23 protein-coding genes are annotated in these 21366 nt (G+C 66.5%); 3 read left to right on the plus strand and 20 right to left on the minus strand.

What is annotated here, in order from left to right; genetic code table 11:
- Positions 1–33 precede the first annotated feature (33 nt).
- The 14 genes from panC to dacB form a co-directional block, all read right to left on the minus strand.
- On the minus strand, positions 34–924 hold the full coding sequence (gene panC, locus TVB01_RS02100; protein WP_422453723.1) for a pantoate--beta-alanine ligase: 891 nt from the start codon (positions 922–924) through the stop codon (positions 34–36).
- Positions 921–1829, minus strand: a complete 909-nt coding sequence (locus TVB01_RS02105) for a Rossmann-like and DUF2520 domain-containing protein (protein ID WP_422453724.1) — start codon at positions 1827–1829, stop codon at positions 921–923. The genes panC and TVB01_RS02105 overlap by 4 nt, the downstream gene beginning before the upstream one ends.
- A complete protein-coding gene (locus TVB01_RS02110; RefSeq protein ID WP_422453726.1) occupies positions 1816–3414 on the minus strand; it encodes a PH domain-containing protein in 1599 nt (532 codons plus the stop codon). The genes TVB01_RS02105 and TVB01_RS02110 overlap by 14 nt, the downstream gene beginning before the upstream one ends.
- Positions 3411–3923, minus strand: coding sequence for a PH domain-containing protein (locus tag TVB01_RS02115; protein WP_422453727.1), 513 nt, complete (start codon positions 3921–3923; stop codon positions 3411–3413). The genes TVB01_RS02110 and TVB01_RS02115 overlap by 4 nt, the downstream gene beginning before the upstream one ends.
- Positions 3916–4407, minus strand: coding sequence for a DUF3180 domain-containing protein (locus TVB01_RS02120; RefSeq protein ID WP_422453728.1), 492 nt, complete (start codon positions 4405–4407; stop codon positions 3916–3918). The genes TVB01_RS02115 and TVB01_RS02120 overlap by 8 nt, the downstream gene beginning before the upstream one ends.
- Before the next feature lie 8 nt (positions 4408–4415).
- The gene (folK, locus tag TVB01_RS02125) at positions 4416–4910 is read right to left on the minus strand and encodes a 2-amino-4-hydroxy-6-hydroxymethyldihydropteridine diphosphokinase (RefSeq protein WP_422453729.1); all 495 of its coding nucleotides are present in this window, start codon (positions 4908–4910) and stop codon (positions 4416–4418) included.
- Complete coding sequence (gene folB / locus TVB01_RS02130) at positions 4907–5284, minus strand: dihydroneopterin aldolase (RefSeq protein ID WP_422453730.1); 378 nt, start codon at positions 5282–5284, stop codon at positions 4907–4909. Before folB ends, folK begins: the two co-directional genes overlap by 4 nt.
- Before the next feature lie 3 nt (positions 5285–5287).
- Positions 5288–6193, minus strand: coding sequence for a dihydropteroate synthase (gene folP, locus TVB01_RS02135; RefSeq protein ID WP_422453732.1), 906 nt, complete (start codon positions 6191–6193; stop codon positions 5288–5290).
- A gap of 9 nt (positions 6194–6202) precedes the next feature.
- On the minus strand, positions 6203–6820 hold the full coding sequence (gene folE, locus TVB01_RS02140; protein WP_422453734.1) for a GTP cyclohydrolase I FolE: 618 nt from the start codon (positions 6818–6820) through the stop codon (positions 6203–6205).
- 72 nt (positions 6821–6892) lie between these two features.
- Positions 6893–8962 carry an ATP-dependent zinc metalloprotease FtsH gene (ftsH, locus tag TVB01_RS02145; protein ID WP_422453736.1) on the minus strand — a complete coding sequence of 690 codons (2070 nt, stop codon included), beginning with the start codon at positions 8960–8962 and terminating at the stop codon, positions 6893–6895.
- 278 nt (positions 8963–9240) lie between these two features.
- Positions 9241–9792 (minus strand): hypoxanthine phosphoribosyltransferase, encoded by a 552-nt coding sequence (hpt, locus tag TVB01_RS02150; RefSeq protein WP_422453738.1) that lies wholly within the window; start codon positions 9790–9792, stop codon positions 9241–9243.
- 36 nt (positions 9793–9828) lie between these two features.
- Entirely contained in the window at positions 9829–10848 is a 1020-nt protein-coding gene (gene tilS / locus TVB01_RS02155; protein WP_422453839.1) for a tRNA lysidine(34) synthetase TilS, read from the minus strand.
- Between the two features lie 91 nt (positions 10849–10939).
- A complete protein-coding gene (locus TVB01_RS02160) occupies positions 10940–12085 on the minus strand; it encodes a zinc-dependent metalloprotease (RefSeq protein ID WP_422453739.1) in 1146 nt (381 codons plus the stop codon).
- Positions 12086–12146: 61 nt separating this feature from the next.
- Entirely contained in the window at positions 12147–13562 is a 1416-nt protein-coding gene (gene dacB, locus TVB01_RS02165) for a D-alanyl-D-alanine carboxypeptidase/D-alanyl-D-alanine endopeptidase (RefSeq protein ID WP_422453841.1), read from the minus strand.
- Between the two features lie 274 nt (positions 13563–13836).
- Here dacB and TVB01_RS02170 point away from each other — a divergent pair, with 274 nt between their 5' ends.
- Positions 13837–14382 carry an inorganic diphosphatase gene (locus tag TVB01_RS02170; protein ID WP_422453741.1) on the plus strand — a complete coding sequence of 182 codons (546 nt, stop codon included), beginning with the start codon at positions 13837–13839 and terminating at the stop codon, positions 14380–14382.
- Positions 14383–14519: 137 nt separating this feature from the next.
- A complete protein-coding gene (locus tag TVB01_RS02175) occupies positions 14520–15155 on the plus strand; it encodes a hypothetical protein (RefSeq protein WP_422453743.1) in 636 nt (211 codons plus the stop codon).
- A 34-nt stretch (positions 15156–15189) separates the two neighbouring features.
- On the opposite strand, the gene TVB01_RS02180 is transcribed toward TVB01_RS02175, so the two are convergent.
- Together TVB01_RS02180 and serS are read right to left on the minus strand one after the other, a co-directional pair.
- Complete coding sequence (locus TVB01_RS02180) at positions 15190–16035, minus strand: HAD family hydrolase (protein ID WP_422453745.1); 846 nt, start codon at positions 16033–16035, stop codon at positions 15190–15192.
- Between the two features lie 126 nt (positions 16036–16161).
- Positions 16162–17430 (minus strand): serine--tRNA ligase, encoded by a 1269-nt coding sequence (serS, locus tag TVB01_RS02185; protein WP_422453746.1) that lies wholly within the window; start codon positions 17428–17430, stop codon positions 16162–16164.
- Positions 17431–17496: 66 nt separating this feature from the next.
- Here serS and TVB01_RS02190 point away from each other — a divergent pair, with 66 nt between their 5' ends.
- Positions 17497–18633 (plus strand): diacylglycerol/lipid kinase family protein, encoded by a 1137-nt coding sequence (locus TVB01_RS02190; RefSeq protein WP_422453747.1) that lies wholly within the window; start codon positions 17497–17499, stop codon positions 18631–18633.
- 17 nt (positions 18634–18650) lie between these two features.
- Here the strand turns inward: TVB01_RS02190 and TVB01_RS02195 are convergent, their stop codons facing one another.
- The 4 genes from TVB01_RS02195 to TVB01_RS02210 all read right to left on the minus strand — a co-directional run bounded on the left by TVB01_RS02195 (position 18651) and on the right by TVB01_RS02210 (position 21281).
- Positions 18651–18929 carry a hypothetical protein gene (locus TVB01_RS02195; RefSeq protein ID WP_422453749.1) on the minus strand — a complete coding sequence of 93 codons (279 nt, stop codon included), beginning with the start codon at positions 18927–18929 and terminating at the stop codon, positions 18651–18653.
- Between the two features lie 89 nt (positions 18930–19018).
- Entirely contained in the window at positions 19019–19993 is a 975-nt protein-coding gene (locus TVB01_RS02200) for a DNA topoisomerase IB (protein ID WP_422453751.1), read from the minus strand.
- A gap of 2 nt (positions 19994–19995) precedes the next feature.
- Positions 19996–20958, minus strand: coding sequence for a prephenate dehydratase (pheA, locus tag TVB01_RS02205; RefSeq protein ID WP_422453752.1), 963 nt, complete (start codon positions 20956–20958; stop codon positions 19996–19998).
- Positions 20955–21281 carry a rhodanese-like domain-containing protein gene (locus TVB01_RS02210; RefSeq protein WP_422453754.1) on the minus strand — a complete coding sequence of 109 codons (327 nt, stop codon included), beginning with the start codon at positions 21279–21281 and terminating at the stop codon, positions 20955–20957. Before TVB01_RS02210 ends, pheA begins: the two co-directional genes overlap by 4 nt.
- Positions 21282–21366 lie beyond the last annotated feature (85 nt).

Below are 21366 nucleotides of genomic sequence, written 5' to 3' on the forward strand. Positions count from 1 at the left end.
GTGCGCCGGACCCGGAGCGGGCAGCACCGGTCCCTAGCCGCTAAGTTCCGCGTTGTCGATCAGGCGGATACTGCCCACCCGCGCCGCGACGAGCGCCAGCGCCGGGCCGGAAAGGGTGTCGGAGGGACCGGCGGGCAGTGCTGCCAGGGTCAGCGGATCCACGACCTCGAAATAGTCGAGTTCGACGCCGCTGCGCGATGTGATGAGTTCGACGGCGGCAGGCAGGTCCAGCGGCCGGCCCGCGGCTGCGCGTTCCTGCAGCTGGAAGAGCGCCTGCGAAAGCACCAGGGCGTCTTTGCGCTGTTCCGGGTCCAGGAAGACGTTGCGGCTGGACTCGGCCAGGCCGCCTTCGGCCCGGACAATCGGCACGGGAAAGACCTGCACCGGGAAGTTCAAATCAGCAACCATGCGCCGGATGAGGGCCACCTGCTGAGCGTCCTTCTGCCCGAAGTAGGCCCGGTACTCTGCTGGGACCGCCGGCTGGGCGCAGTGCAGCAGTTTTGCGACGACGGTGAGGACGCCGTCGAAATGGCCGGGCCGGAAGGCTCCTTCAAACCGGTTTCCCAGGTCGCCGGAGCTGACCCGGACCAGGGGCGCACCTCCGGGGTACATGGTTTCTTCCGCCGGCGCGAAGACGATGTCCACGCCCGCCTCCCCCAGCAGCGCGAGGTCCGCTTCCAGGGTTCTGGGGTAGCGGGCCAGGTCATCGGGATCGTCAAACTGGAGCGGGTTCACGAAGACGCTGGCGACGACGACGTCATTGTCTGCGCGGGCGGCCTGTGCCAGGGCCGCGTGGCCCTGGTGCAGGGCTCCCATGGTGGGAACCAGTCCGAGCGCGGGCCGGTCCTTGCCGGTCGCCTCGAGGAGTTCCGTGATTGCCTTGCTGAGCTCTGCTGGGGTTGTTGCCAGCCGGGGGTGGTTCACCGGGGTCCTTCGGGTTGGGATTTCAATACTTCTATGATGGCCTCTCCCTGGGCCTCGGTAAGAAGTCCGCGGGCAACTGCCCGCCGGGCTGTCGCGGTGGAGAGCGCCTGGTACGCCGCGACAAGGTCCGGAGCACCGCCGGAGCGCAGGGCAGCGGAGTGCGCGGCGACTGTTCCGGTGTCTCCCCGGGCTACGGGACCTGTCAGCGCATGCTCTCCAGACGCCAGCGCGTTCTCCAGCGATGCGCGCATCAGCGGTCCGAGCAGCCGTTCGGGCTGTTCCACGCCGAGGCCGCGCAGGAGTTCCGAGGACTGCGCGGCAATCGTCACCAGATGGTTCGAGGCGTGGGCCAGGGCTGCGTGGTACTGCACCCTGTCGGCTTCATCGATAACCACGGGCTCGGCACCCATTTCCACGACAAGGGCCTGGGCGATGGGCAGGACGGCGGTCGGGGCCGTCACGCCGAAGGAGCAGTCCGCCAGGCGGGAGAGGTCCAGGCTCATGCCGGTGAACGTCATGGCCGGGTGGATCGCCAGCGGAATCGCACCCGCCCGCCGCGCCGGTTCCAGGACTGCCGTGCCGAAGCGTCCGGACGTGTGTGCCACGAGTTGGCCTGCCTGCCAGGCACCTGTTGCGGCGAGGCCCGAGACCAGCGGCTCCAGGGCGTCGTCGGGCACGGCAAGCAGCACGAGTTCCGCGCGCTCGACAATGTCTGGAATCTCCAGGACGGGAACACCCGGCAGAAGGTTCTCCGCCCGTTCCCTGCTCGCATCGGAAACGGCCGAAACGCCTACTATGGCGTGCTCGGCGGCCCGCAGCGCGGCTCCCAGGACGGCGCCGACCTTGCCTGCGCCGATCACGCCGATTCCCAGCCGTCCGCGCCGGCGCTGATCAGCGGTGTTCATTCCAGTTTTCCTCCATCTGTGGTGCGGGCTGCGCTGCCTCGCCAGGTTGCGCTGCTTCTGCCGGTGCCGCCGGTTTCGGCAGCCCGGTCCCGGGCACTGCCGGTCCGGTTGCCGTTTCGCGGTGCAGCCAGCGTTCGGTGCGGTCCCGGCGGCGGGCATCGGCTGCCCGTACGGACTGCTCACTGAAGAGCTCCAGCAGCACGGAGTCCTCCAGCTGGCGGATCCGCGGGGACACGGGCCCGGGGGTCGAATGCAGGCGCAGGTCTGCGATCCGCAGTTTCCGGGCCAGCGGGCCCTGTTCCAGTGCCATGGACTGGATGCGTTCATGCGGCACGACGGCGAGGCTGCGCCACAGCCGCCCCCTTCGGCTGAGCAGGGCTGTCCCGGTCAGGGCATAGCCGCTGCGCCGCCACTGCAGGGGCGCAACCCAGCGGGCACGGCGGGGTGAAACCGTGAAGCCGTGGTCCTCCCCGCTGCCTTGGATCCCGGCGGTGAAGAGTCCCACCGGGTCCGCGGTGCCGGGGTTCGGCAGCACCAGGGCGAGGATTCGAAGCGTTTCATCGAGGGTTCCCACCGGCAGGAGGCGCGTCCGGGCGGCGTCGTTTCCTGCTGCGACGCCGTATCCGGCCACGTTAACCGAGATCCGGTACCAACCGGTCAGGCGCCAGAGCAGCGGCTGGGTGACGGCCACCGCCTGGATGCGTCCCGGCGGAACAGTCTGGGTACGGGTATCCAGGAGTCCGGAGCGAATCCGGACTCCATCCCGGGAGATCGCGGCGCGGAAGTTCCAGGCGCCGCTCAGCGTCGACCAGTAGCCGCCCGCGACGCCCAGCCCCACCGGGATGAGGGCCGCCAGGGAAATCCCTTCCCCGGTCACGGCAGTGATGCCGGCTATGGCCGCGGCCGCGATGAGCAGGAAGACGGTATTTCCGGACAGGAGCGTGGCGCCGATAACCCGGCCCGGGGTCAGCGCCAGAACCGGCTGTTCCGGAGCTTCCGAGGGCGCGCCGGGCTCCCCGGGCTCCCCGGGCGCGGCTGCGGAAGGTTCGGCGCCGGACGCACGGTCAAGGATGGTTGCCCGCAGGGAGCGGGCGTCGTCCAGGCGGAGGAAGGCCAGCCGGACGGCGGACTCGCCGGCGTCCGCAACCTCGAACCGGAGTTCCGCAAGCCCGAAAAGCCGGGCAAGCAGCGGCTGGTTGATGTCGATGGCCTGCACCCGGTCCAGGCGGGCCTGCCGGTGCTGGCGGAAGAGCACGCCGGACCTGACCCGCACATGTTCGGCCGTGACCTGATAGCGGGTGAACCACCAGGAGAGGAAAAAGACGACCGAAATAACCACCAGGACGGCGATGAGGGCCAGCACCCCCCAGAGAAGGGGCGTTCCCGGGGGCAGCGGGCCGGAGGACTCCTCCCGCAGGAACAGTCCTTCGACCTGGTCACGGCCCACGAAATAGGCAATGGCCGCCAGCGCGATCCACCCGCGGACCAGCGGCGAGACCGGATGGACCCGCTTCCATTCGGTCCCGGGGCCAGCAGGAGGCTGCTCCTGGCCGTCCGGAGCGCCGGGGTCTTCCGGGGTGGTCACAGTCCCGCCAGCTGGGCCTCGCCGCGCGCGGAGAGGTGCTCGCGCAGCCGGGCGCCTTCAGGGCCGGGGATGCCGGGGATGGTGGCGTTGGTGCCCGTGGACGCAGTGTGCAGCTTCAGCGTGCAGAGCCCAAAGAGCCGCTCGAGGGGTCCCACGGCGACGTCGACGTACTGCATCCGCCCATAAGGCACCACCAGGGTGCGCTGGAAGAAGATTCCGGAGCGCAGCAGCAGGTCCTCGTTCCGTTCTGCGTACCCAATGGCGCGGACCTGGCGGGGCAGCAGGACGCCGCGCCACACAAAGCCGGCCAGGAACACGGCAGGGAGTCCCCAGGCGATCCAGGCAGGGAAGCCGCCCCAGATGTCCAGGCTGCGCAGAACCAGGGGCACGCTGAACACGGCCAGGGTGATGACGGCTTCTATTGCCAGGGAGACCAGGCGCAGGGTGAGGTAGCGCGGGGATACCCGCTGCCACTGCAGACCCTGCGGATCGATGGCTTGGCTAGGCATACTCTCCCCCGCCGTCAGGCATGTTGTCTTCTCGGCCGTCCTTGTCCTCGGGCGGCAATTTGCAGAACCGTTCAACCACCAGTCCGGTGGCGATCATGATCATCCCACCGACGGACATGGCAAGCGAAGCCCACGTGGGCCCGTGGTTTGGCCGCATTTCCCAGAGGCCAAGCTGGTCCAGGAAGATTCCCCCGTGCCATCCCAGCAGCAATGCTCCGGCATAAGCCGTGGCCTGCGCCAGCACGAGCGTGCGGGCTGCGGCTATGGGGTCGAGGGGCTTCTCACGGTCACCGTCCCGCCAGCGCCGCACCCGCAGCCCCAGGAAGAGCGTGAATCCCACGATGAATGCCAGTGTGAGCAGGGCGGAAAAGCCCAGGACCGGTGACGGGAAACCGTTGCGCGTGGTCCAGGCGTTGACCTGCCAGCCGGCGATTCCACAGACCACCGCTACGACTGCCAGCCAGCGGTACCGAATGGTCCTCACGTTTGGGTTCACTCCCCCTCGAAAAGCTCTACTCCGGAATGGTCCTGCGCCCGGCTGGCCAATTCTGCCACCGGTTCCCCTTCCAGCACCGCACCCGGATCCATCCAGGCCCACGGCTGCAGCACAAAAGCCCGTTCCGCCGCCCTCGGGTGCGGAATCACCAGGTCCTCATCGTTCACATGTTCGGTGCCGTAGGTGATGATGTCGACGTCGAGCGTCCGGGGACCCCAGCGCACCTCACGGGTGCGCTGGTGAAGGTTTTCCACCTGGTGGCAGTGCTCAAGGAGCTGGTGCGGGTCCAGCGTTGTTTCGAAGTCGGCGACAAGGTTCAGGTAGTCGGGCTGCTCGGGTCCACCCACCGGCTTGGTGCGCGCCACGGGGGAAACCGCCACAAGCTTCATGGCCGGATGGTCCGCAAGGGCGGCGACGGCGTCGGACAGGGTGGTGCGGGATTCGCCCAGGTTGCTGCCCAGCGCCAGGACGGTCCGCACTGCTGCGCTCATGCCCGTTCCCGGTGGATCAGGATCTCGACGTCGCCAAAGGGAACCGGAATGGGAGCGTGGGGCTTGTGGACCGTAACGTCCACGGCGTCGATCATCGGAAAGGCGTCCAGGACGTGGGTTGCGATGCGTTCAGCCAGCGTCTCGATCAGGTTTACCGGATCTGAGGCAATGATGGCGCAGACCTGCTCCGCCAGTTCGCCGTAGTGCGCTGTCAGGGTGAGGTCGTCCGCGGCGGCCGCCGGACGAAGATCCGTGTGCAGCACCAGGTCAACGGTGAACTCCTGGCCGTCGCGCCGTTCGTGGTCGAATACTCCGTGGTAGCCCGTGGCTTTCAGTCCGGTGAGCCTGATCCGGTCGCGGAGCGCGTCGGCCACGGGTCAACCCTGCCAGGCTGCGGCGACTTTGACGGCATCAGCATTGGCTGCGACGTCGTGGACCCGGACTGCCCAGACACCCTGGCTCGCGGCCAGGGCAGTGGTTGCCAGGGTGGCGTTGTCCCGCTCGGCCGGCTTCGCGGCTTTGCCTGCCGTCGTCAGCAGGGAGCCCAGGAAGCGCTTGCGCGAGGCTCCGATGAGCACACGGTGGCCCAGGACCGTGAAGCGGTCAACGTTGCGCAGCAGTGCCCAGTCGTGTTCGGCGTTCTTTGCGAAGCCAAGTCCCGGATCCAGGATGATCTGCTCCGGGGTGACACCGGCGTTGTAGAACGTGTCGCGCAGCGCGGTGAGCTCAGCGATGACGTCCTCCACCACGTCGTCGTAGTCCGCCTTCGGATCCTGGCTGCGGACGCTTCCGCGGCTGTGCATCAGGACGTAGGGAACCTTGGTGCGCGCAATCAGTTCGGGCATCGCCGGGTCAAGCTGCAGTCCGGAAACATCGTTGATCAGTCCGGCGCCGGCTTCAATGGCCTTGGCTGCGGTGGAGGCGTTCATGGTGTCGACGCTGATCAGCGCTCCGGCTTTCACCAGCGCCTGCACAACGGGCAGGATCCGCCGCTGTTCTTCCTCGGGGCTGATCCGCTCGGCATCCGGACGGGTGGATTCGCCGCCGATGTCGATGATGTCAGCGCCGTCGTAGTGCATTTTGAGTCCCGCGCGGATCGCCGCGTCAGTGGTGGCATGGTCTCCGCCGTCGCTGAAGGAATCCGGGGTCACGTTCAGGATCCCCATCACCAGGGTCCGTCCCGTGGGCAGATCCTCAAAGCGGCGCTGCTTGGCAGCGGGGCGAATCACCGGCAGCGGGTTGGTGGCAGGCCCGGTTCCGGGAGTGGCAGCTAGCGAATCCATGGAGTCGTCCTATCGTCCGAGTATCAGGCTCATTGCTTCAGCACGCGTGGCGGTCTCGCGCAGCTGGCCGCGCACGGCCGAGGTTACCGTTTTGGCCCCCGGCTTCCGCACTCCGCGCATGGACATGCACAGGTGTTCACATTCAATGACGACGATCGCTCCGACGGGCTGCAGGTTGTCCATCAGGGCGTCAACAATCTGGGTGGTGAGACGCTCCTGGACCTGCGGGCGCCGGGCGTAGACGTCCACCAGCCGGGCGAGCTTGCTCAGCCCCGTGACTTTGCCGTCGTGGGACGGGATGTAGCCGATGTGCGCAGAACCGTGGAAGGGAACCAGGTGATGCTCACAGGTGGAGTAGAACGGGATGTCCTTGACCAGCACCATTTCCTCATGGTCAAGGTCGAAAGTGGTGGCGAGCAGGTCAGAAGGGCTCTGGTGGAGTCCGGCGAAGATCTCCGCGTAGGACTTGGCCACCCGGGACGGTGTCTGCTTGAGGCCGTCGCGGTCAGGATCCTCTCCAATGGCAAGGAGAATTTCGCGCACCGCCCGCTCAATGCGGGGCTGGTCCACTTCTGAGGCGGCCTCGTTCAGCTCGGCCAAAGTCAGTTCGTCGTCGAAATCCGTCACTGCTCGATCCTACCGTGGACGCTGAAGGTACCCTGACGGCCGGAGCAGGTGCCCCGGCCGTCAGGTCTTGCGCTATTCGCTGCGGTTGGAGGAACCGCTGTGGCTGCCCCGCCCGCTGTTTTCGGGTTCGGGAAGCCCGTTCGCGGAAACATCGAAGTCCTGCGGAATCTCAGCGTCCGCAATCTGGTCCTGCGGGGCCACCGTGTCCGGGTCGGGTTCGCCGGCGGCCGCTGCCTGGGCCCGTTCGCGGGGGGAGACCACCGGGGGAATGTCATGCACCGGACGGGTGGGCTTGGAGAGCCAGACTTCCCGGAGGTCACGCTTGCGGACGTCCTTGAAGACCTCCGCGATCTCGGCCTGGTTCAGGGTCTCGCGCTCGAGCAGCTCCAGCGCCAGGCGGTCCAGCACGTCGCGGTTCTCCGTCAGGATCTGGTACGCCTCGTCATGGGCGTTATCCAGCAGGCGGCGGACTTCCTCATCCACCACATAGGCAACCTGGTCGGAGTAGTTGCGTTCCTGGCCCATGTCCCGGCCCAGGAACGGTTCGCCGCCGCCGGAGCCAAGCTTCACGGAGCCAATCCGCTCGCTCATGCCGTACTGCGTGACCATCTTGCGGGCGGTGGAGGTGGCTTTCTCGATGTCGTTGGACGCACCGGTGGAGGGATCGTGGAACACGATTTCCTCGGCCACGCGTCCGCCCATTGCGTAGGCCAGCTGGTCCAGCAGCTCGTTCCGGGTGATCGAGTACTTGTCATCCTGCGGCAGCACCATGGTGTAGCCCAGCGCCCGGCCGCGCGGCAGGATGGTCACTTTGGTGACCGGGTCGGTATTCCGCAGCGCCGCGGCTACCAGGGCGTGTCCGCCTTCGTGGTACGCCGTGATCTTGCGCTCGAGTTCCTTCATGACGCGGCTGCGCTTCTGCGGTCCGGCGATGACCCGGTCGATTGCCTCGTCCAAAGCGCGGTCGTCGATCAACTGCGCATTGGAGCGCGCGGTGAGCAGGGCAGCCTCGTTGAGCACATTGGCAAGGTCTGCACCGGTGAAACCCGGGGTCTTCTTCGCCACGGTTTCCAGGTCGACGCCCGGTGCCATGGGCTTGCCCTTCGCATGGACCTGAAGGATCCGCAGGCGGCCCTGCATGTCCGGAGCCTCCACGCCGATCTGCCGGTCGAAGCGGCCCGGGCGCAGCAGCGCGGGGTCCAGGACGTCCGGGCGGTTGGTGGCAGCGATCAGGATGACGTTGGTATTGCCGTCAAAGCCGTCCATCTCCACCAGGAGCTGGTTCAGCGTCTGCTCGCGTTCATCGTTTCCGCCGCCCACGCCGGCACCGCGGTGACGTCCGACGGCGTCGATCTCATCAACGAAAATGATCGCCGGTGCGTTGTTCTTGGCCTGTTCGAAGAGGTCGCGGACGCGGGAGGCGCCCACGCCGACGAACATTTCCACGAAGTCCGAACCGGAGATCGAGTAGAACGGAACACCGGCCTCGCCGGCTACGGCGCGGGCCAGCAGCGTCTTGCCGGTGCCGGGAGGGCCGTAGAGCAGGACACCCTTGGGGATCTTCGCCCCCACGGCCTGGAACTTTGCGGGTTCCTTCAGGAACTCCTTGATTTCGTGGAGTTCCTCCACGGCTTCATCTGCCCCGGCGACGTCGGCGAAGGTCACCTGGGGCATGTCCTTGTTGGTCAGCTTGGCCTTGGACTTGCCGAACTGCATGACCTTGGAGCCGCCGCCCTGCATGCGGGTGAGCAGGAACCAGAAGATGACGCCGAGGATGATGATGGGCAGGAAGAGGCCGAGGAAGCTGGTGAACCAGTTGGTCTGGACCGGCTGGTCGGTGAAGCCGTCCACGTCGGAGTCGTTCACCGCCTTGACGATGTCCTCGCCGCGGGCCGTACCGAAGAAGAACTGGACGTTTTCGCCCTTGTCTTCGTAGGGCTGGCGAAGGGTAAGGTCCACGCGCTGCTCGCCGTCGTAGATCTTTGCCTGTTCCACCTTGTTGTCGGCCAGCAGCTGCAGGCCTACATTCGTGTCAACCTGGGAAGCGCCGGAGGGGGCAAGGTTGGGAAGGATGATCAGCAGTGCGGCAAGAGCCAGCACGATCCAAATGATCGGTCCCTTGAAGAAGTTCTTAGATTTCATTCGTCGTCAGGGCCAGAGCCCCGTCCCTCCTGATCAACAACGCTTGTCTTGCGCGAGAATTTGCTGCGCCGGCACCGTCTTGATGGTTGCAGCAATGTCTAGCTATACACCGTCTCCCCAAAAGACACGGTCGGAAAGCTGCTTTAGTTCCCTCAGGGCGTAGCCGCCGGCCGTGATTCCGCTCATGCCGGCGGGAACGAAAAACCCGCCGTCCCCGCTGCGCCGCCCCCAAAGGGGTACCGGCACCAGGGGCGGCGGGTCAGGGCACCTGGTGCCGGTTACTCGTAGACGTGCGGAGCCAGGGTGCCGATGAAGTCCAGGTTGCGGTACTTTTCAGCGAAGTCCAAGCCGTAGCCAACCACGAATTCGTTCGGGATCTCGTAGCCGACGTACTTCACGTCGATTTCGACCTTGGCAGCATCGGGCTTGCGCAGCAGGGTGCAGATTTCCACGCTGGCCGGTCCGCGGGACTGCAGGTTGGTCCGCAGCCAGGACAGCGTCAGGCCGGAATCGATGATGTCTTCGACGATGAGGACGTGCTTGCCCAGCAGGTCGGTTTCCAGGTCCTTCAGGATCCGGACGACGCCGGAGGACTGGGTGCCGGAGCCGTAGGAGGAAACTGCCATCCAGTCCATGGAGACGTGGCTGTGCAGGGCGCGGGAGAGGTCCGCCATGACCATCACGGCGCCCTTCAGGACACCAACCAGGAGGACATCGCGTCCGGCGTAATCGCGGTCGATCTCCGCCGCCAGCTCCTTGATCCGCTCGGCAATCTGTTCCCTGGTGTAAAGAACGTGTTTGAGGTCTGACTGGACGTCGTGTGAATCCACGAAATGACTCCCGGGTACGAGATGTTGCAGCTGGTCTTAGGCGCTGCTCTTTTTCCTAAAAACTAGATTGCCATAGCTTGAGGCACCTTGGGGAACCGGCTTCCCGCGCACCTGGCGGTAGGCGCTGACCTTACCCGCCAGCTGGACAGGCCCGGCCGAGCCCTCACGGCGCAGCAGTGCCTCCACTGCGCGCACCCTTTCCCAGCTGGGACGGGCTGCTCCGAGTTCCGCGGCGGCCAGGGCCAGCACGCGCTGCCTCAGTGCCGGGGGCAGCACCCGAAGTCCGTTTTCCGAGAGCAGGATCTCATCCGGGTTGCCGGAATCCGGCGCTTCGCTGCGCAGCCGCGCATAGGTTTCTGCCGCCTGCCCGTCGAGGAAATCGGCGTCCTGGGCCAAGATCCGGGAACTGCGGTACAGCGCTTCCGCTATGCCCGGCCCGAGCGCCTGTTCCAGGAACGGAAGCACCTCGGTCCTCACCCGGGACCTCGCGTAGGCAGGGTCCGCATTGGTCGGATCGTGCCAGGGGTCCAATTCCCGGGCGGCGCAGATCTCTTCGACCTCATCCCGGCGCAGGCCCAGGAACGGACGGAGGTAACGTCCGCGGCGGGGCGGAATGCCGGCGAGGGACCTGGTCCCGGATCCGCGTGCCAGGCCAAGGAGCACCTGCTCGGCCTGGTCGTCCAAAGTATGGCCGAGCAGGACGGCGTCGGCCCCGGCCGCCTCGGCGGCGGCATCAAGTGCCTCGTACCGGACGCTGCGCGCAGCAGCCTCGGGCCCCATGCCGGATTCGGGAACCCGGACACTGTGGATCGTGACCGGGTGCAGTCTCATGGCACGCAGCTTCCCGACAGCTTCCGCGGCAACTTCGGCAGATCCGGGCTGAAGCCCGTGGTCAACGACGGCGGCCCCGACCCGATAGTCCCCGCGCCGGTTGAAGAAGGACGCCGTCTCGGCGAGGGCCAGGGAGTCCGGACCGCCGCTGCAGGCGACCAGGAGCACGGGCGGTGCCTCGCCGCCGGGGGCGAGGCCGGCGTCGAGCAGGAACTCCCGCAGCATGGCCCGGGCCTTGCCCAGCGTGGGGTTCAGCCGCTTACGGGCGCGTACTGCGGGAACGAGGGGATGCGTTTGGGGATCATTCACGTGCGGATTACAGCCCCATCCGCTGGATCCAGAGATCCGGGTTGTGGATCTCCGCTTCGGTGGGGAGGTTCTCCGCGCGTTCCCAGACCCGGTTGAAGCCCTGCATGCCGGCTTTGTCCACCACCGACCGGACAAACTTGGATCCGTCGGCGTACTGGCGCATCTTGGCGTCCAGCCCCATGACCCGGCGGAAGAATTTGTCCAGCCAACCACGGTTGGCACCGCGGTCATTGAAGCGGCGGCGGATGGTTTTCACGCTCGGGATGATGCTGGAGTCGACGGCGTCCATCACCACGTTGGCGTGGCCTTCCAGCAGGCTCATGACAGCGGTGATGTGGGAGAGCCGGGCCTTGTCTTCCGGATCCTGCAGCAATGTCAGCACGTCCAGCTGCCGTGCGGGAACACCGTCGGCAGATTCCACGGCCTTCCCCGTTCCGGCAGCTGCGGAAAGCTGCTTGGCCAGTTGGTTGATCCGCTCCGGCAGGCCCTGCGCCTTGTCCATCAGTCCGTTGCTCAGCTGCCGGATCTGGTCCAGCATGTGGTCGCGCAGCCACGGGGCCGCAGCGAACTGGACCCGGTGGGTCTGTTCGTGGAGGCAGACCCAGAGCCGGAAGTCCCGGGGTTCAACATTCAGTTCCTGCTCGGTACTGATGATGTTCGGAGCCACCAGGAGCAGCCGGCCGCCGGTCTTGGCAGGGTTATCCGCTGCCAGCGCTGCGAAGGGATCGTACTGGCCCAGGACCTTGCTGGCCAGGAAGGCCAGCACGGCACCGAGTTCGGCACCTGTCAGCGTGCCGGCGACGGCGGTGTTCGTGGCGTTGACTGCTTCGGGGCGCGTCTGGGCCAGGTGCTGCAGCATGGGGTTCATCAGGGCGGCGAAACTCTGTGAGTTCGCTTTGGCCCAGGACGCACGGTCGACAATCAGGACCTGGGAGTCACGCAGGTCCTCCGCAGCGTCCAGGCCCGTAATCCGGTGGACGTGGGCCACGGATTCATCCGCGAGGCGGCGAAGGTCGGCGACGGCGGCCTGGATTTCGCGGCGGCTCATCTTGGGTCCGGGGGCCACCAGGGCAGCGGCTGTGGCAGCTGCAAAGTCCCAGTTCACCAAACGGCTGGCGGTTGCGGCACTCAGGTGCTGCTGGTTGCTTTCCATGGCACCATTCGATCACAGGCGCAGCTCAAAGTGTTCCGCCCGGTTCCAATTGTGCGGGTGTTCAGCGGCAGCCGCAGCCCGCCAGGACCGCTGCAGCGGCGTCGACTGCTTCCCGTGCCTCGAGCGTGTTTCCGTCAAGTCCCCGCGCCACCAGCGCGAACGCCAGGAGCCGGCCATCGGCATCGGTGACGTATCCGTTCAGCGCGGTGACGGCAAACAGTGTTCCGGTCTTCGCCCGGACCAAACCTGCTGCTGCGCCGCCGTCGTCATACCGCCGCTCCAAGGTACCGCTTAGCCCGGCGACCGGCAGGCCGCGGGCAACCGCACGCAGCCCCTCGTCGCTGGAGGTGAGGACCAGCCGGACGGCGTCCGCGAGCTGCCGCGCGGTCAACGCGTTTTCGGCGGCGAGTCCGGATACGTCCGCCAGCACCATTCCTGCGGTGTCAATCCCCAGGGCTGATGCCTGGTCAGCCACAGTGTCCAGGGCCCCTTCAAACGACGGCTCGTGCCCCGTTGCCGCAGCGGCCGAGCGGGCCAGGGCCTCTGCAAGATAGTTGTCCGAAACCATCAGCATCTGCTGGATCTGTTCGGAGACCGTGGCTGACTCAACGACGGCAAGCCGGCGCGCTCCGGCCGCAACGGTTCCCCGTTCAACGCCGTCGGCCACACTGAAGCCGGCTTTCTCTCCGGCCTGGGCCAGGGCGTTCCGGAACGCTTCCGCCGCAGCCAGCGCCGCGTCCTCGGTACGCGGCCCGCCTTGCCGGGATTCATCCGTCCAGGCGGAGTTCACTGCCAGCGGGTAGACCGGAGCAATCTCCCCCGCTTTGATGTCTGCTTCGTTCCAAGCGGAGGAGAGAACGGGCCCGCTGAAGAAGGAATCATCGACCTGGACCCGGACCGTCCCGGCGTTGGAACCCAGGGCCTTGGCGGCAGACTGGGCCAGCGTTGCCAGTCCGGCCCGGCCGACGACGGCATCGTCCTGGGACTCTCCCGTGCCCAGCAGCACGTCTCCGCCGCCCTTAAGCACCACGGTGGTTTCTCCCGCGGCTGCCGGCGCCGCGTGGACGGTGGTTTCAAAGCGTGACCCGGGTTCCAGGGCCGAGGCTACGGCAGCCGCGGTCAGGACTTTCAAGGTCGACGCCGGCATCCCGGCCACAGCCGGATTGCGCTCGTACAGGACCCGCCCGGTGAGGGCATCAGTGACTACGGCGGAAAACGATCCGGCCCCTTCCAGGGCAAGCTCGGCGTCGAGCAGGCCGGCCAGGACCTCCGGATCCGGAACCGGGGCGGCAGGGTCGAGCGGACTGACGAAGGGGTTCTCCGTCAGCGCTGCGGGGGGACGCTGGTAGGAAGGAGTAACGCTCTGGCGTTCGACAGCGGAACCGTCCAGCGCGCGGAGCAGGGGCGGACCGGCGTAGACAGCCAGGGGCACCAGCAGGACGGCAAAGGCCAGCGCCAGCGCCAACCCGGAGAACATCCTCGCCAAGGGCCACCATCTTCTGTTTCGTCGCTTCCCTGATGCCTCAGGTCCCGCCCCAGCGGCGGCCGTCTGCGAGGCTTCCAGCACCGGTGCGGACCCGGTAACGCCTGCGGACATATATCTTTAACACTAGACCGGCGCGGTGAGCCAAACGGACATTCCCAAATGGACGGGGAATTCCGGCTGCGCCCATTGTCCATCTGCGCACTAAAGTGCACTAAACCGTCTGTCCGTTTGCGGTCCGCCCGGGCCGTTTTCAAGGAGCCGATATATGAAACTCGACGTAACGATCGAGATCCCCAAGGGATCCCGCGTCAAGTACGAAATTGACCACGAGACGCACCGCCTGCGCCTGGACCGCGTACTGTTCACCTCCATGCAGTACCCGACCCACTACGGCTACTTCGAAAACACCCTGGGCGAGGACGGCGATCCGCTGGACGCCATGGTCATGCTCCAGGACTTCGACCTGATCCCGGGTGTGCTGGTTGAATCCCGCCCGATCGGCGTCTTCAACATGGTGGACGACGGCGGCGGAGACGCCAAGGTCCTCTGCGTTCCCGTGGACCCGCGCTTCGACCACATCCAGGACATCTCCGACGTGTCGGATTTCCTGCTGGACGAAATCAAGCACTTCTTCACTAAGTACAAGGACCTTGAGCCGGGCAAGTGGGTAGAGGCCGCTGACTGGGAAGGCCGCGAAGCCGCCGAAGCAGAGGTCGAAGCTTCCCTCGAGCGCTTCAAGGCGCAGGGCGAGGCCAGCGAAGAGGACGAGCCGCAGGGCCGCGACGTCAACGCGAACCCCGAAAACAACTAGGGACCTCCTCACCCCTCAACGAGATGACAGAAACTGCACGTACCAGCGCTGGTACGTGCAGTTTCTGCTATCTGGGCGCGGCACGCCCGATCAACCCATAGCGGTTGTTTCGGGAATTGCTCTGGCATGCTGAGGCCATGCATTTTGTGCTGACCATCAACCAGCGGGACTCCCGCGAGGTGGGCGACCAGGTTCCGGAGCTGCTGCGCTCCCTGCGGCACATCCCTGCTGCCGTTGGATTCCAGCGCTCCGTCGGGGATGAGCTCCAGGGGATCCTGGCTGACCCCGCTGCTGCGGTGGACGCCGCCCTGATTGCCGTGCGGGCCCGGCGCTGGCACGTGGGCCTCGGCATTGGCGAAATCCGCCGCCCCCTGCCGCAGGATGTGCTCCAGGCTGAAGGATTCGGGCTGGTCTACGCCAGGCGCGCCGTGGAACGGGCGCAACGTACCGGGGACCGCATACCGCTGGCCGTTGAAGGACCTGATACCCAAATTGCGGCCGAAGCGGAGGCTGTCCTGCGCTTGCTGGGGCAGCTGGTGGCCAGCCGCACCACCGCGGAATGGAACGTCCTGGACCTGCTGACCCCCGGAGCCCGGGGACAGCAGAAATACGTGGCCGAAGTGCTGGGCATCAGCGCACAGGCCGTCAGCAAGGCAGTGGTGCGCGCGCACTGGGTCGAGGAGTGGGCAACCCGTCCGGCTGCTGCCCGCCTGCTGGACCTGGCTGCCGGGCCCGCGTCCCTGCCGCCGGCGCCGCTTCCCTATCTGCGCTGAGCAGAGCGCGCGGCGAGCAGGCTTCCGGCGCAGGTCAGCGCGAGGCGAGCAGGCTGCGGAGGACTGCCGCGGCACCGTCCTCGTAGACGGACCCCGTGGTTTCTGAAGCCGCAGCGAGCACTTCCCGGGGGGACTGCCCCATGGCAACGCCTCGTGCGGCCCAGCCGAGCATTTCGATGTCGTTGCGGCCGGCGGCTACGGCGACGGTATTCCGCGGATCGATGTCCAGACGGCGCCGGACCTGTTCCAGCGCAGATGCCTTGGTGACGCCTGCGGCGGCGATGTCGAGCCACGCGGTCCAGCCGACGGAGTACGTGACGCCGTGCAGGCCGATTGCCTCGACAGCCTCCCCGAATTCCTCGGCCGTGCTGTCCGTGCTGAAGACCACCACGCGCACTGCACGGCACTCACGCATGTAGTCGAAATCGACGGCCTGGGCTTCGACGCCAAAGCTGGCGTCCTGGAAACGTTCAGTTGAGAGGAAGCGCCCCTCATGGTCTTCCAGCGCGAACTTGGCCGTGGGCAACTTGACCCGAAGGGCATCCAGGGCGGGGCTCGGATCAAAGACGACGCGGTCCACGATCTCGTAGCCTTCGGGGTGCTCAGGATCCAGCTGCAGGGTTACGCCGCCGTTGGAACAGACGCTGAAACCCTCAGTGAGCCCGATGCTTTCGAGGACGGGCAGGGCGGCTCCGAAGGAACGGCCCGTGGAAATCACCAAATGGTGTCCCGCGTCGACGGCGTCCCGGGCTGCTGCGCGCACATTGGGGGACATGTGGCCGTCGTGGTCGACTAGCGTGCCGTCAACGTCCAGTGCGACGAGGTGTTTGCTGTCTGAGTTGAACCGGTCTTCGATGCCGGCGGAGGTGAGAGTTGTCATCGACTTATATAAACAGACGCAGGTAAATAGCGGTAGGACGCGGTTCACACTCCGGGTGAACCGCCGGTGAACCGTTACCTGTCCCCCGCCGCTGCACAGAATGCGGCTGCGGGGGACCGGTCCGGATCAGAGGACCGGAAGAACTTCCAAGCCGCCCATGTAGGGCTGGAGTGCCGCCGGCACGTTGACCGAACCGTCCGGATTCTGGTGGTGTTCGAGGATTGCGACGATCCAGCGGGTGGTGGCCAGCGTGCCGTTCAGCGTGGCCACGGCGCGGGTCTTGCCGTCCTGGCGTTCGCGGATGTTCAGGCGCCTGGCCTGGAACGTGGTGCAGTTCGATGTGGAGGTCAGTTCGCGGTAGGCGTTCTGGGTGGGCACCCAGGCTTCGCAGTCGTACTTGCGGGCGGCGGACATGCCCAGGTCTCCGGCGGCCGTTTCGATGACGCGGTAGGGCAGCTCCACCTTGGCGAGCATTTCCTCTTCCCAGGCCAGCAGCCGTTGGTGTTCTGCGGCTGCATCCTCGACGCTGGTGTAGGCGAACATTTCCACCTTGTTGAACTGGTGCACTCGGATGATTCCCCGGGTGTCCTTGCCGTGGGAACCGGCTTCGCGGCGGTAGCAGGAGGACCAGCCGGCGTAACGCACCGGACCACCCGTGAGGTCCATGATCTCGTCGGCATGGTAGCCGGCCAGCGGAACCTCGGAGGTGCCCACCAGGTACAGGTCATCCTCGGCGAGCCGGTAGATCTCGGCGTCGTGGGCCACGTCAAAGCCTGTGCCCTGCATCGTTTCCGGGCGCACCAGCGTCGGCGTGATCATCGGCACGAAGCCGGCTTTCACTGCCTGGTCCATGGCCATCTGGAGCAGGCCCAGTTCCAGCCGGGCACCGACACCGCGCAGGAAGTAGAACCGGGATCCGGAAACCTTGGCGCCGCGCTCCATGTCAATCGCGCCCAGGAGCTCACCGAGTTCGAGGTGGTCGCGGGGAGTGAAGCCTTCCGCCGCAAAGTCGCGGGGCGTACCAACGGTCTTGAGGACGGTGAAGTCGTCTTCACCGCCTGCGGGAACGCCGTCTTCAACGACGTTCGCGACGCGCCGGACCAGAGCCTCCTGCTCTGCCTGGACGGCGTCTGCCTCGGTTCCGGCAGCCTTGACGGCTGCAGCCAACTCCTTGACCTCGGCGAGGAGGGCCTGCTTCTCATCGCCCTTGGCCTGGGCTACGCGCTTGCCGAACGCATTCTGCTCGGCCCGCAGCGTCTCGTAGCGGGTCCGCGCCTCGCGCCGGCGGGCGTCTGCGGAAATGATCGCGTCCACCAGCTCGGGTTCAGCCAGCCGTGCCCGTTGGGAAGCTCGGAACTTGTCAGGGTTTTCTCGCAGCTCATTAACATCGATCACGGTTCAAGAGTACCGAAAACCGTCTTGCCGCCCCGCACGCAGGGCTGGACTAGTCTGGAAATCACCATGCCTGCCGAAATAGCCGTCATCCTGCTGCTGACAACTGCCGTTATCGCATCCCTGACCACGTGGCAGGTGATGTCCCGGCGGGACCGCCGCCTGGTCGCCGCCGCACGCGTCACCCGTCCCGTAGCCGCAGCGGACCAGCGGGTTGCCATGATCATCAACCCGATCAAGTCGCAGGCAGATTCCGCCCGCACCATCCTCGGCGCAGCCTGTGAAATCGCAGGGTGGGAACCTCCGCTGATTTTCGAGACGACGGTGGAGTCCCCCGGCCACCGGCAGGCCCAGCAGGCGCTGGAAGCAGGAGCCGACGTCGTACTGGCGGCCGGCGGGGACGGCACTGTCCGCGAGGTGGCCCGCGCGCTGGCACACGCCCCGGCCGCCATGGGCCTGATTCCGCTGGGCACCGGGAACCTGCTGGCCCGGAACCTCGGCCTGCCCCTCAATGACCTGGCCGGCAGCGTCCAGGCAGCGCTGCACGGTTCGGAGCGGCGGATCGACATGGGCCGGCTGGTGCTGGAGAACGCACGCACCGGGGACCGCTCCACCAGCAACTTCCTGGTCATGGGTGGAATCGGCCTTGATGCGGAGGTCATCGCGGCTACGCGTGACGAGCTCAAGCGACGCGTGGGCTGGCTGGCCTACAGCGAAGCCGGGGTGCGGCTGCTGCCCGGCCCGCGGCGGCGGATGCGCATCCAGCTCGACGACGAGCCGGCACAGGTGCGCAAGGTCCGGAGCGTGCTCTTCGCCAACACCGGCAGGCTGCCGGCAGGAATCGACTTCATCCCGTCCGCCGCGGTGGACGACGGCATGCTGGACATCGTAGTGCTGAGCCCCCGGACGGTCCTGGGCTGGGCAGCCGTTGCCGGGAAGATCGTCACCCGCAACCGCCGCGACCTTCCCCTGATCGAATACCGCCGGGCACGCAAGGTAACCGTCAGCACCGAGGACCCCACGATCACGCAGCTGGACGGAGACCTGACGGGCGCAGCAACCAGCGTCAGCGTCACCGTGGACCCGCATTGCCTGCGCGTCCGAGCTGCTGACCCGCAGCCGCCGGGCGGGGCAGGAAGCACGTCGGCCGCCTCCCCAGCCCGGTCAAGGCTGCGGAGACGGCCGCGAGCCGGATCATTCCGCTAAGAAGCGGGTGGTCCTGACTAGTCCTGGGTGCCTTCGGAGTCGGTGTAACCGCCTTCTTCGTCGCGGGCCCCGCCGCGGGACGGCGGCTCCTTTGAGCCGTCTGCGTCCGTGTACTCGCCTTCATCCTTGTTCAGCGACGCAGGAGAGGCCTGCTGGCGGATGAGTTCCTGCTCCTCGGCGAAGCGGATGTCGTTACCCTGGTCGCCAACGTCGCCGCGCCAATTGTCGTCGCCGGTGGACTGGCCGCTTGGCTTGGGGTCCGTCAGCCGCTCTTCTTCGTTCGGGTGCTCGCTCATAGTCCGCCTTTCGTTTCGATGGCTTGCCCGGCTGCCTTGCGGCACGGGTCTATAAGCATACTTACCATAAGGCGGCAGCAAATGCTCGGCTAATCCCCGAGCATCTCGCGCACTGCCGTCTCTGAGGCCGAGTATCCGGCGACTGGAATCACTTCCCCGGCGAGGAACCGGTCCACCACCCGCGGGTCGACGTAGGACTTGCGGGCGACGGCGGGAGTGTTGCCCAGGCGCTCCGCCACCTCACGCACGGTGCGGGCCACGGCCTGCTGCTGCGCGCGCCTGGTCGTGGCACCGGAGTGCGCCCGGGCCAGTCCCATTGCCGCCGAGACTGTTGCCTGCCAGGTCCGGAAGTCCTTGGCGGTGAAGTCCCCGGCCGTCGCCTCGCGCAGGAAACCGTTCAGCTGGGAGGCATCGATGCTGTGCCACTGCCCGTCCACACCGATGTAGGCCAGCGCGGTATCCGCATCCGGCCGCTCCAGCATGGGCACCATGGCTGCGACCAGGTCCTCGTCGTCGAGCTCCACATGCCATTCCTGGCCATGCTTGCCTGGAAAGTCCAGGATCAGGCGGGTGTCCTGGACCGTGACGTGTTCGATCCGCAGCGTGGTGGTCCCATAGGAACCGTTCATTTCGGCGTACCGTGAGCCTCCGACCCGCAGGGCTCCGGAGTCTATGATCCGCAGCGCCGCCGCGAAGGCACGCTCCGGGGTGCTCTCGGCGCTGCGCAGGTATTTCGTAATGATCCGGCGGGCGGAGGGGAGGGCCTGCGCCAGCTCAAGGGCCCGGTCAAACTTTTCCCGGTCCTTCATCTCGCGCCAGTGCGGATGGTAGATGTACTGCCGCCGCCCTGCAGCGTCCTGGCCGGTAGCCTGGATATGCCCGTTCGGGTACGGACTTATCCAGACATCCTGCCAGGCGGGCGGGATGGCAAGCGATCGTATGCGCTTCAGCACCTGCGGATCCCGCAGCACCTCATTCCTGAGCCCGCGGTAGCTGAACCCCTTGCCCCAGCGGCGGCGGGTGTATCCGGGATGTTCGCAGTTGCTGCGGCGCAGGCGGGGCATGGCTAGCCGTCAATCAATGACGCAAGCCACTGGTCCGCAGCCTCGAACGCCTCGTCCGAGGTGTGCCGCGGCACGTCCGCGCGGCGGTGGTCCGCCCGGGGATAAGAACCGAGGAACCTCAGCCCCGGCGAGACCCGGTGCAGGCCCTTAAGCGCGTCGGCCACCCGTGCGTCAAAGACGTGCCCGTCAGCGTCGATGCTGAAGAAATAGTCGCCGAGGAAGGCTCCGGTGGGCCGGGATTCAATTCGGCTCAGGTTGACCCCGCGGGTGGAGAAGTGCTCCAGGATTTCCATGAGTGCGCCCGGACGGTCTTCCGGAAGCGGAATAACAACGGTCGTTTTGTCCGCGCCGGTCGGTTCCGGCAGGAGTCCGGGCAGGCTGATCAGGATGAACCGGGTGACGGCGTCGGCTACGTCCCCTATGTCCCGGGCGATGACATTCAACCCGAGCCGCGAGGCCACCAGGGGCGCGCAGATGGCGGCATCGAAGCCGGACTCTGGATCCTGGAGTCCGACGGCGGCGGCTGCCGTCGACGAAGCGGGCAAGTATTCCGCCTGTGGAATGTTATTTCCCGCCCAGTCCCGGCACTGTGCCCAGGCATGGCTGTGCGTGGAAACCCGGCGGATGTCTGCCAGTTCCATACCTGGCCGAACCGCCAGGACAAAGGTAATGGGAACCAGGATTTCGCGCAGGATCCGCAGCGGCTGGCCAACGGAGATCGCGTCAAGCGTGGCGCTGACACCGCCTTCGACCGAGTTCTCAATCGGCACCACAGCTGCATTGGCGTGGCCGGAGCGCACCTTTTCCAAGGCCGAGCTGACGCTCGCGGACGGAATGCGCACCGCCTGGTCTGCTCCGGGAACCTGCAGCAGCGCAGCTTCGGTGAACGTCCCTTCCGGACCCAAATAGGTGTAGACCATGGCGCCGGGCAGGCGCTGCGCCCCGGCGCTGCCGGAGCCGCTCATACGACTGTGGGTTCTTGCCCGTTGTCGGAGACCATCGGCTGGCCGGCCTCCAGCCAGGCGCCCATGCCGCCCGTGACGTTAACGGCCGAATATCCATGCGCTTCCAGCCACTGGGTAGCCCGGGCGCTGCGGCCGCCCGAGCGGCAAATCACCGCAAGGTCGGTGTCCGGGTCAAGGTCATCCAGCCGCTCCGGAAGCTGGTCCAGCGGAATATGCAAAGCGTCGGGGGCATGCCCAGCTTCCCATTCATAGTCCTCGCGGACATCAAGGATCCGGGCACCTTCAGGAATGGCCGTCACTGACACGTTTTCCATCTCGCTCATTACTTCCTCGCAGTTGTCTTAGCCGGGTCTGACAAGGCACGCGATAGCCCGCCTTCAGTCTGTCCCACAGTTTCTTCAAGCCTAT

It is taken from the genome of Arthrobacter sp. 7Tela_A1, assembly GCF_049311065.1.
Taxonomy (GTDB): Bacteria; Actinomycetota; Actinomycetes; order Actinomycetales; family Micrococcaceae; genus Arthrobacter_B.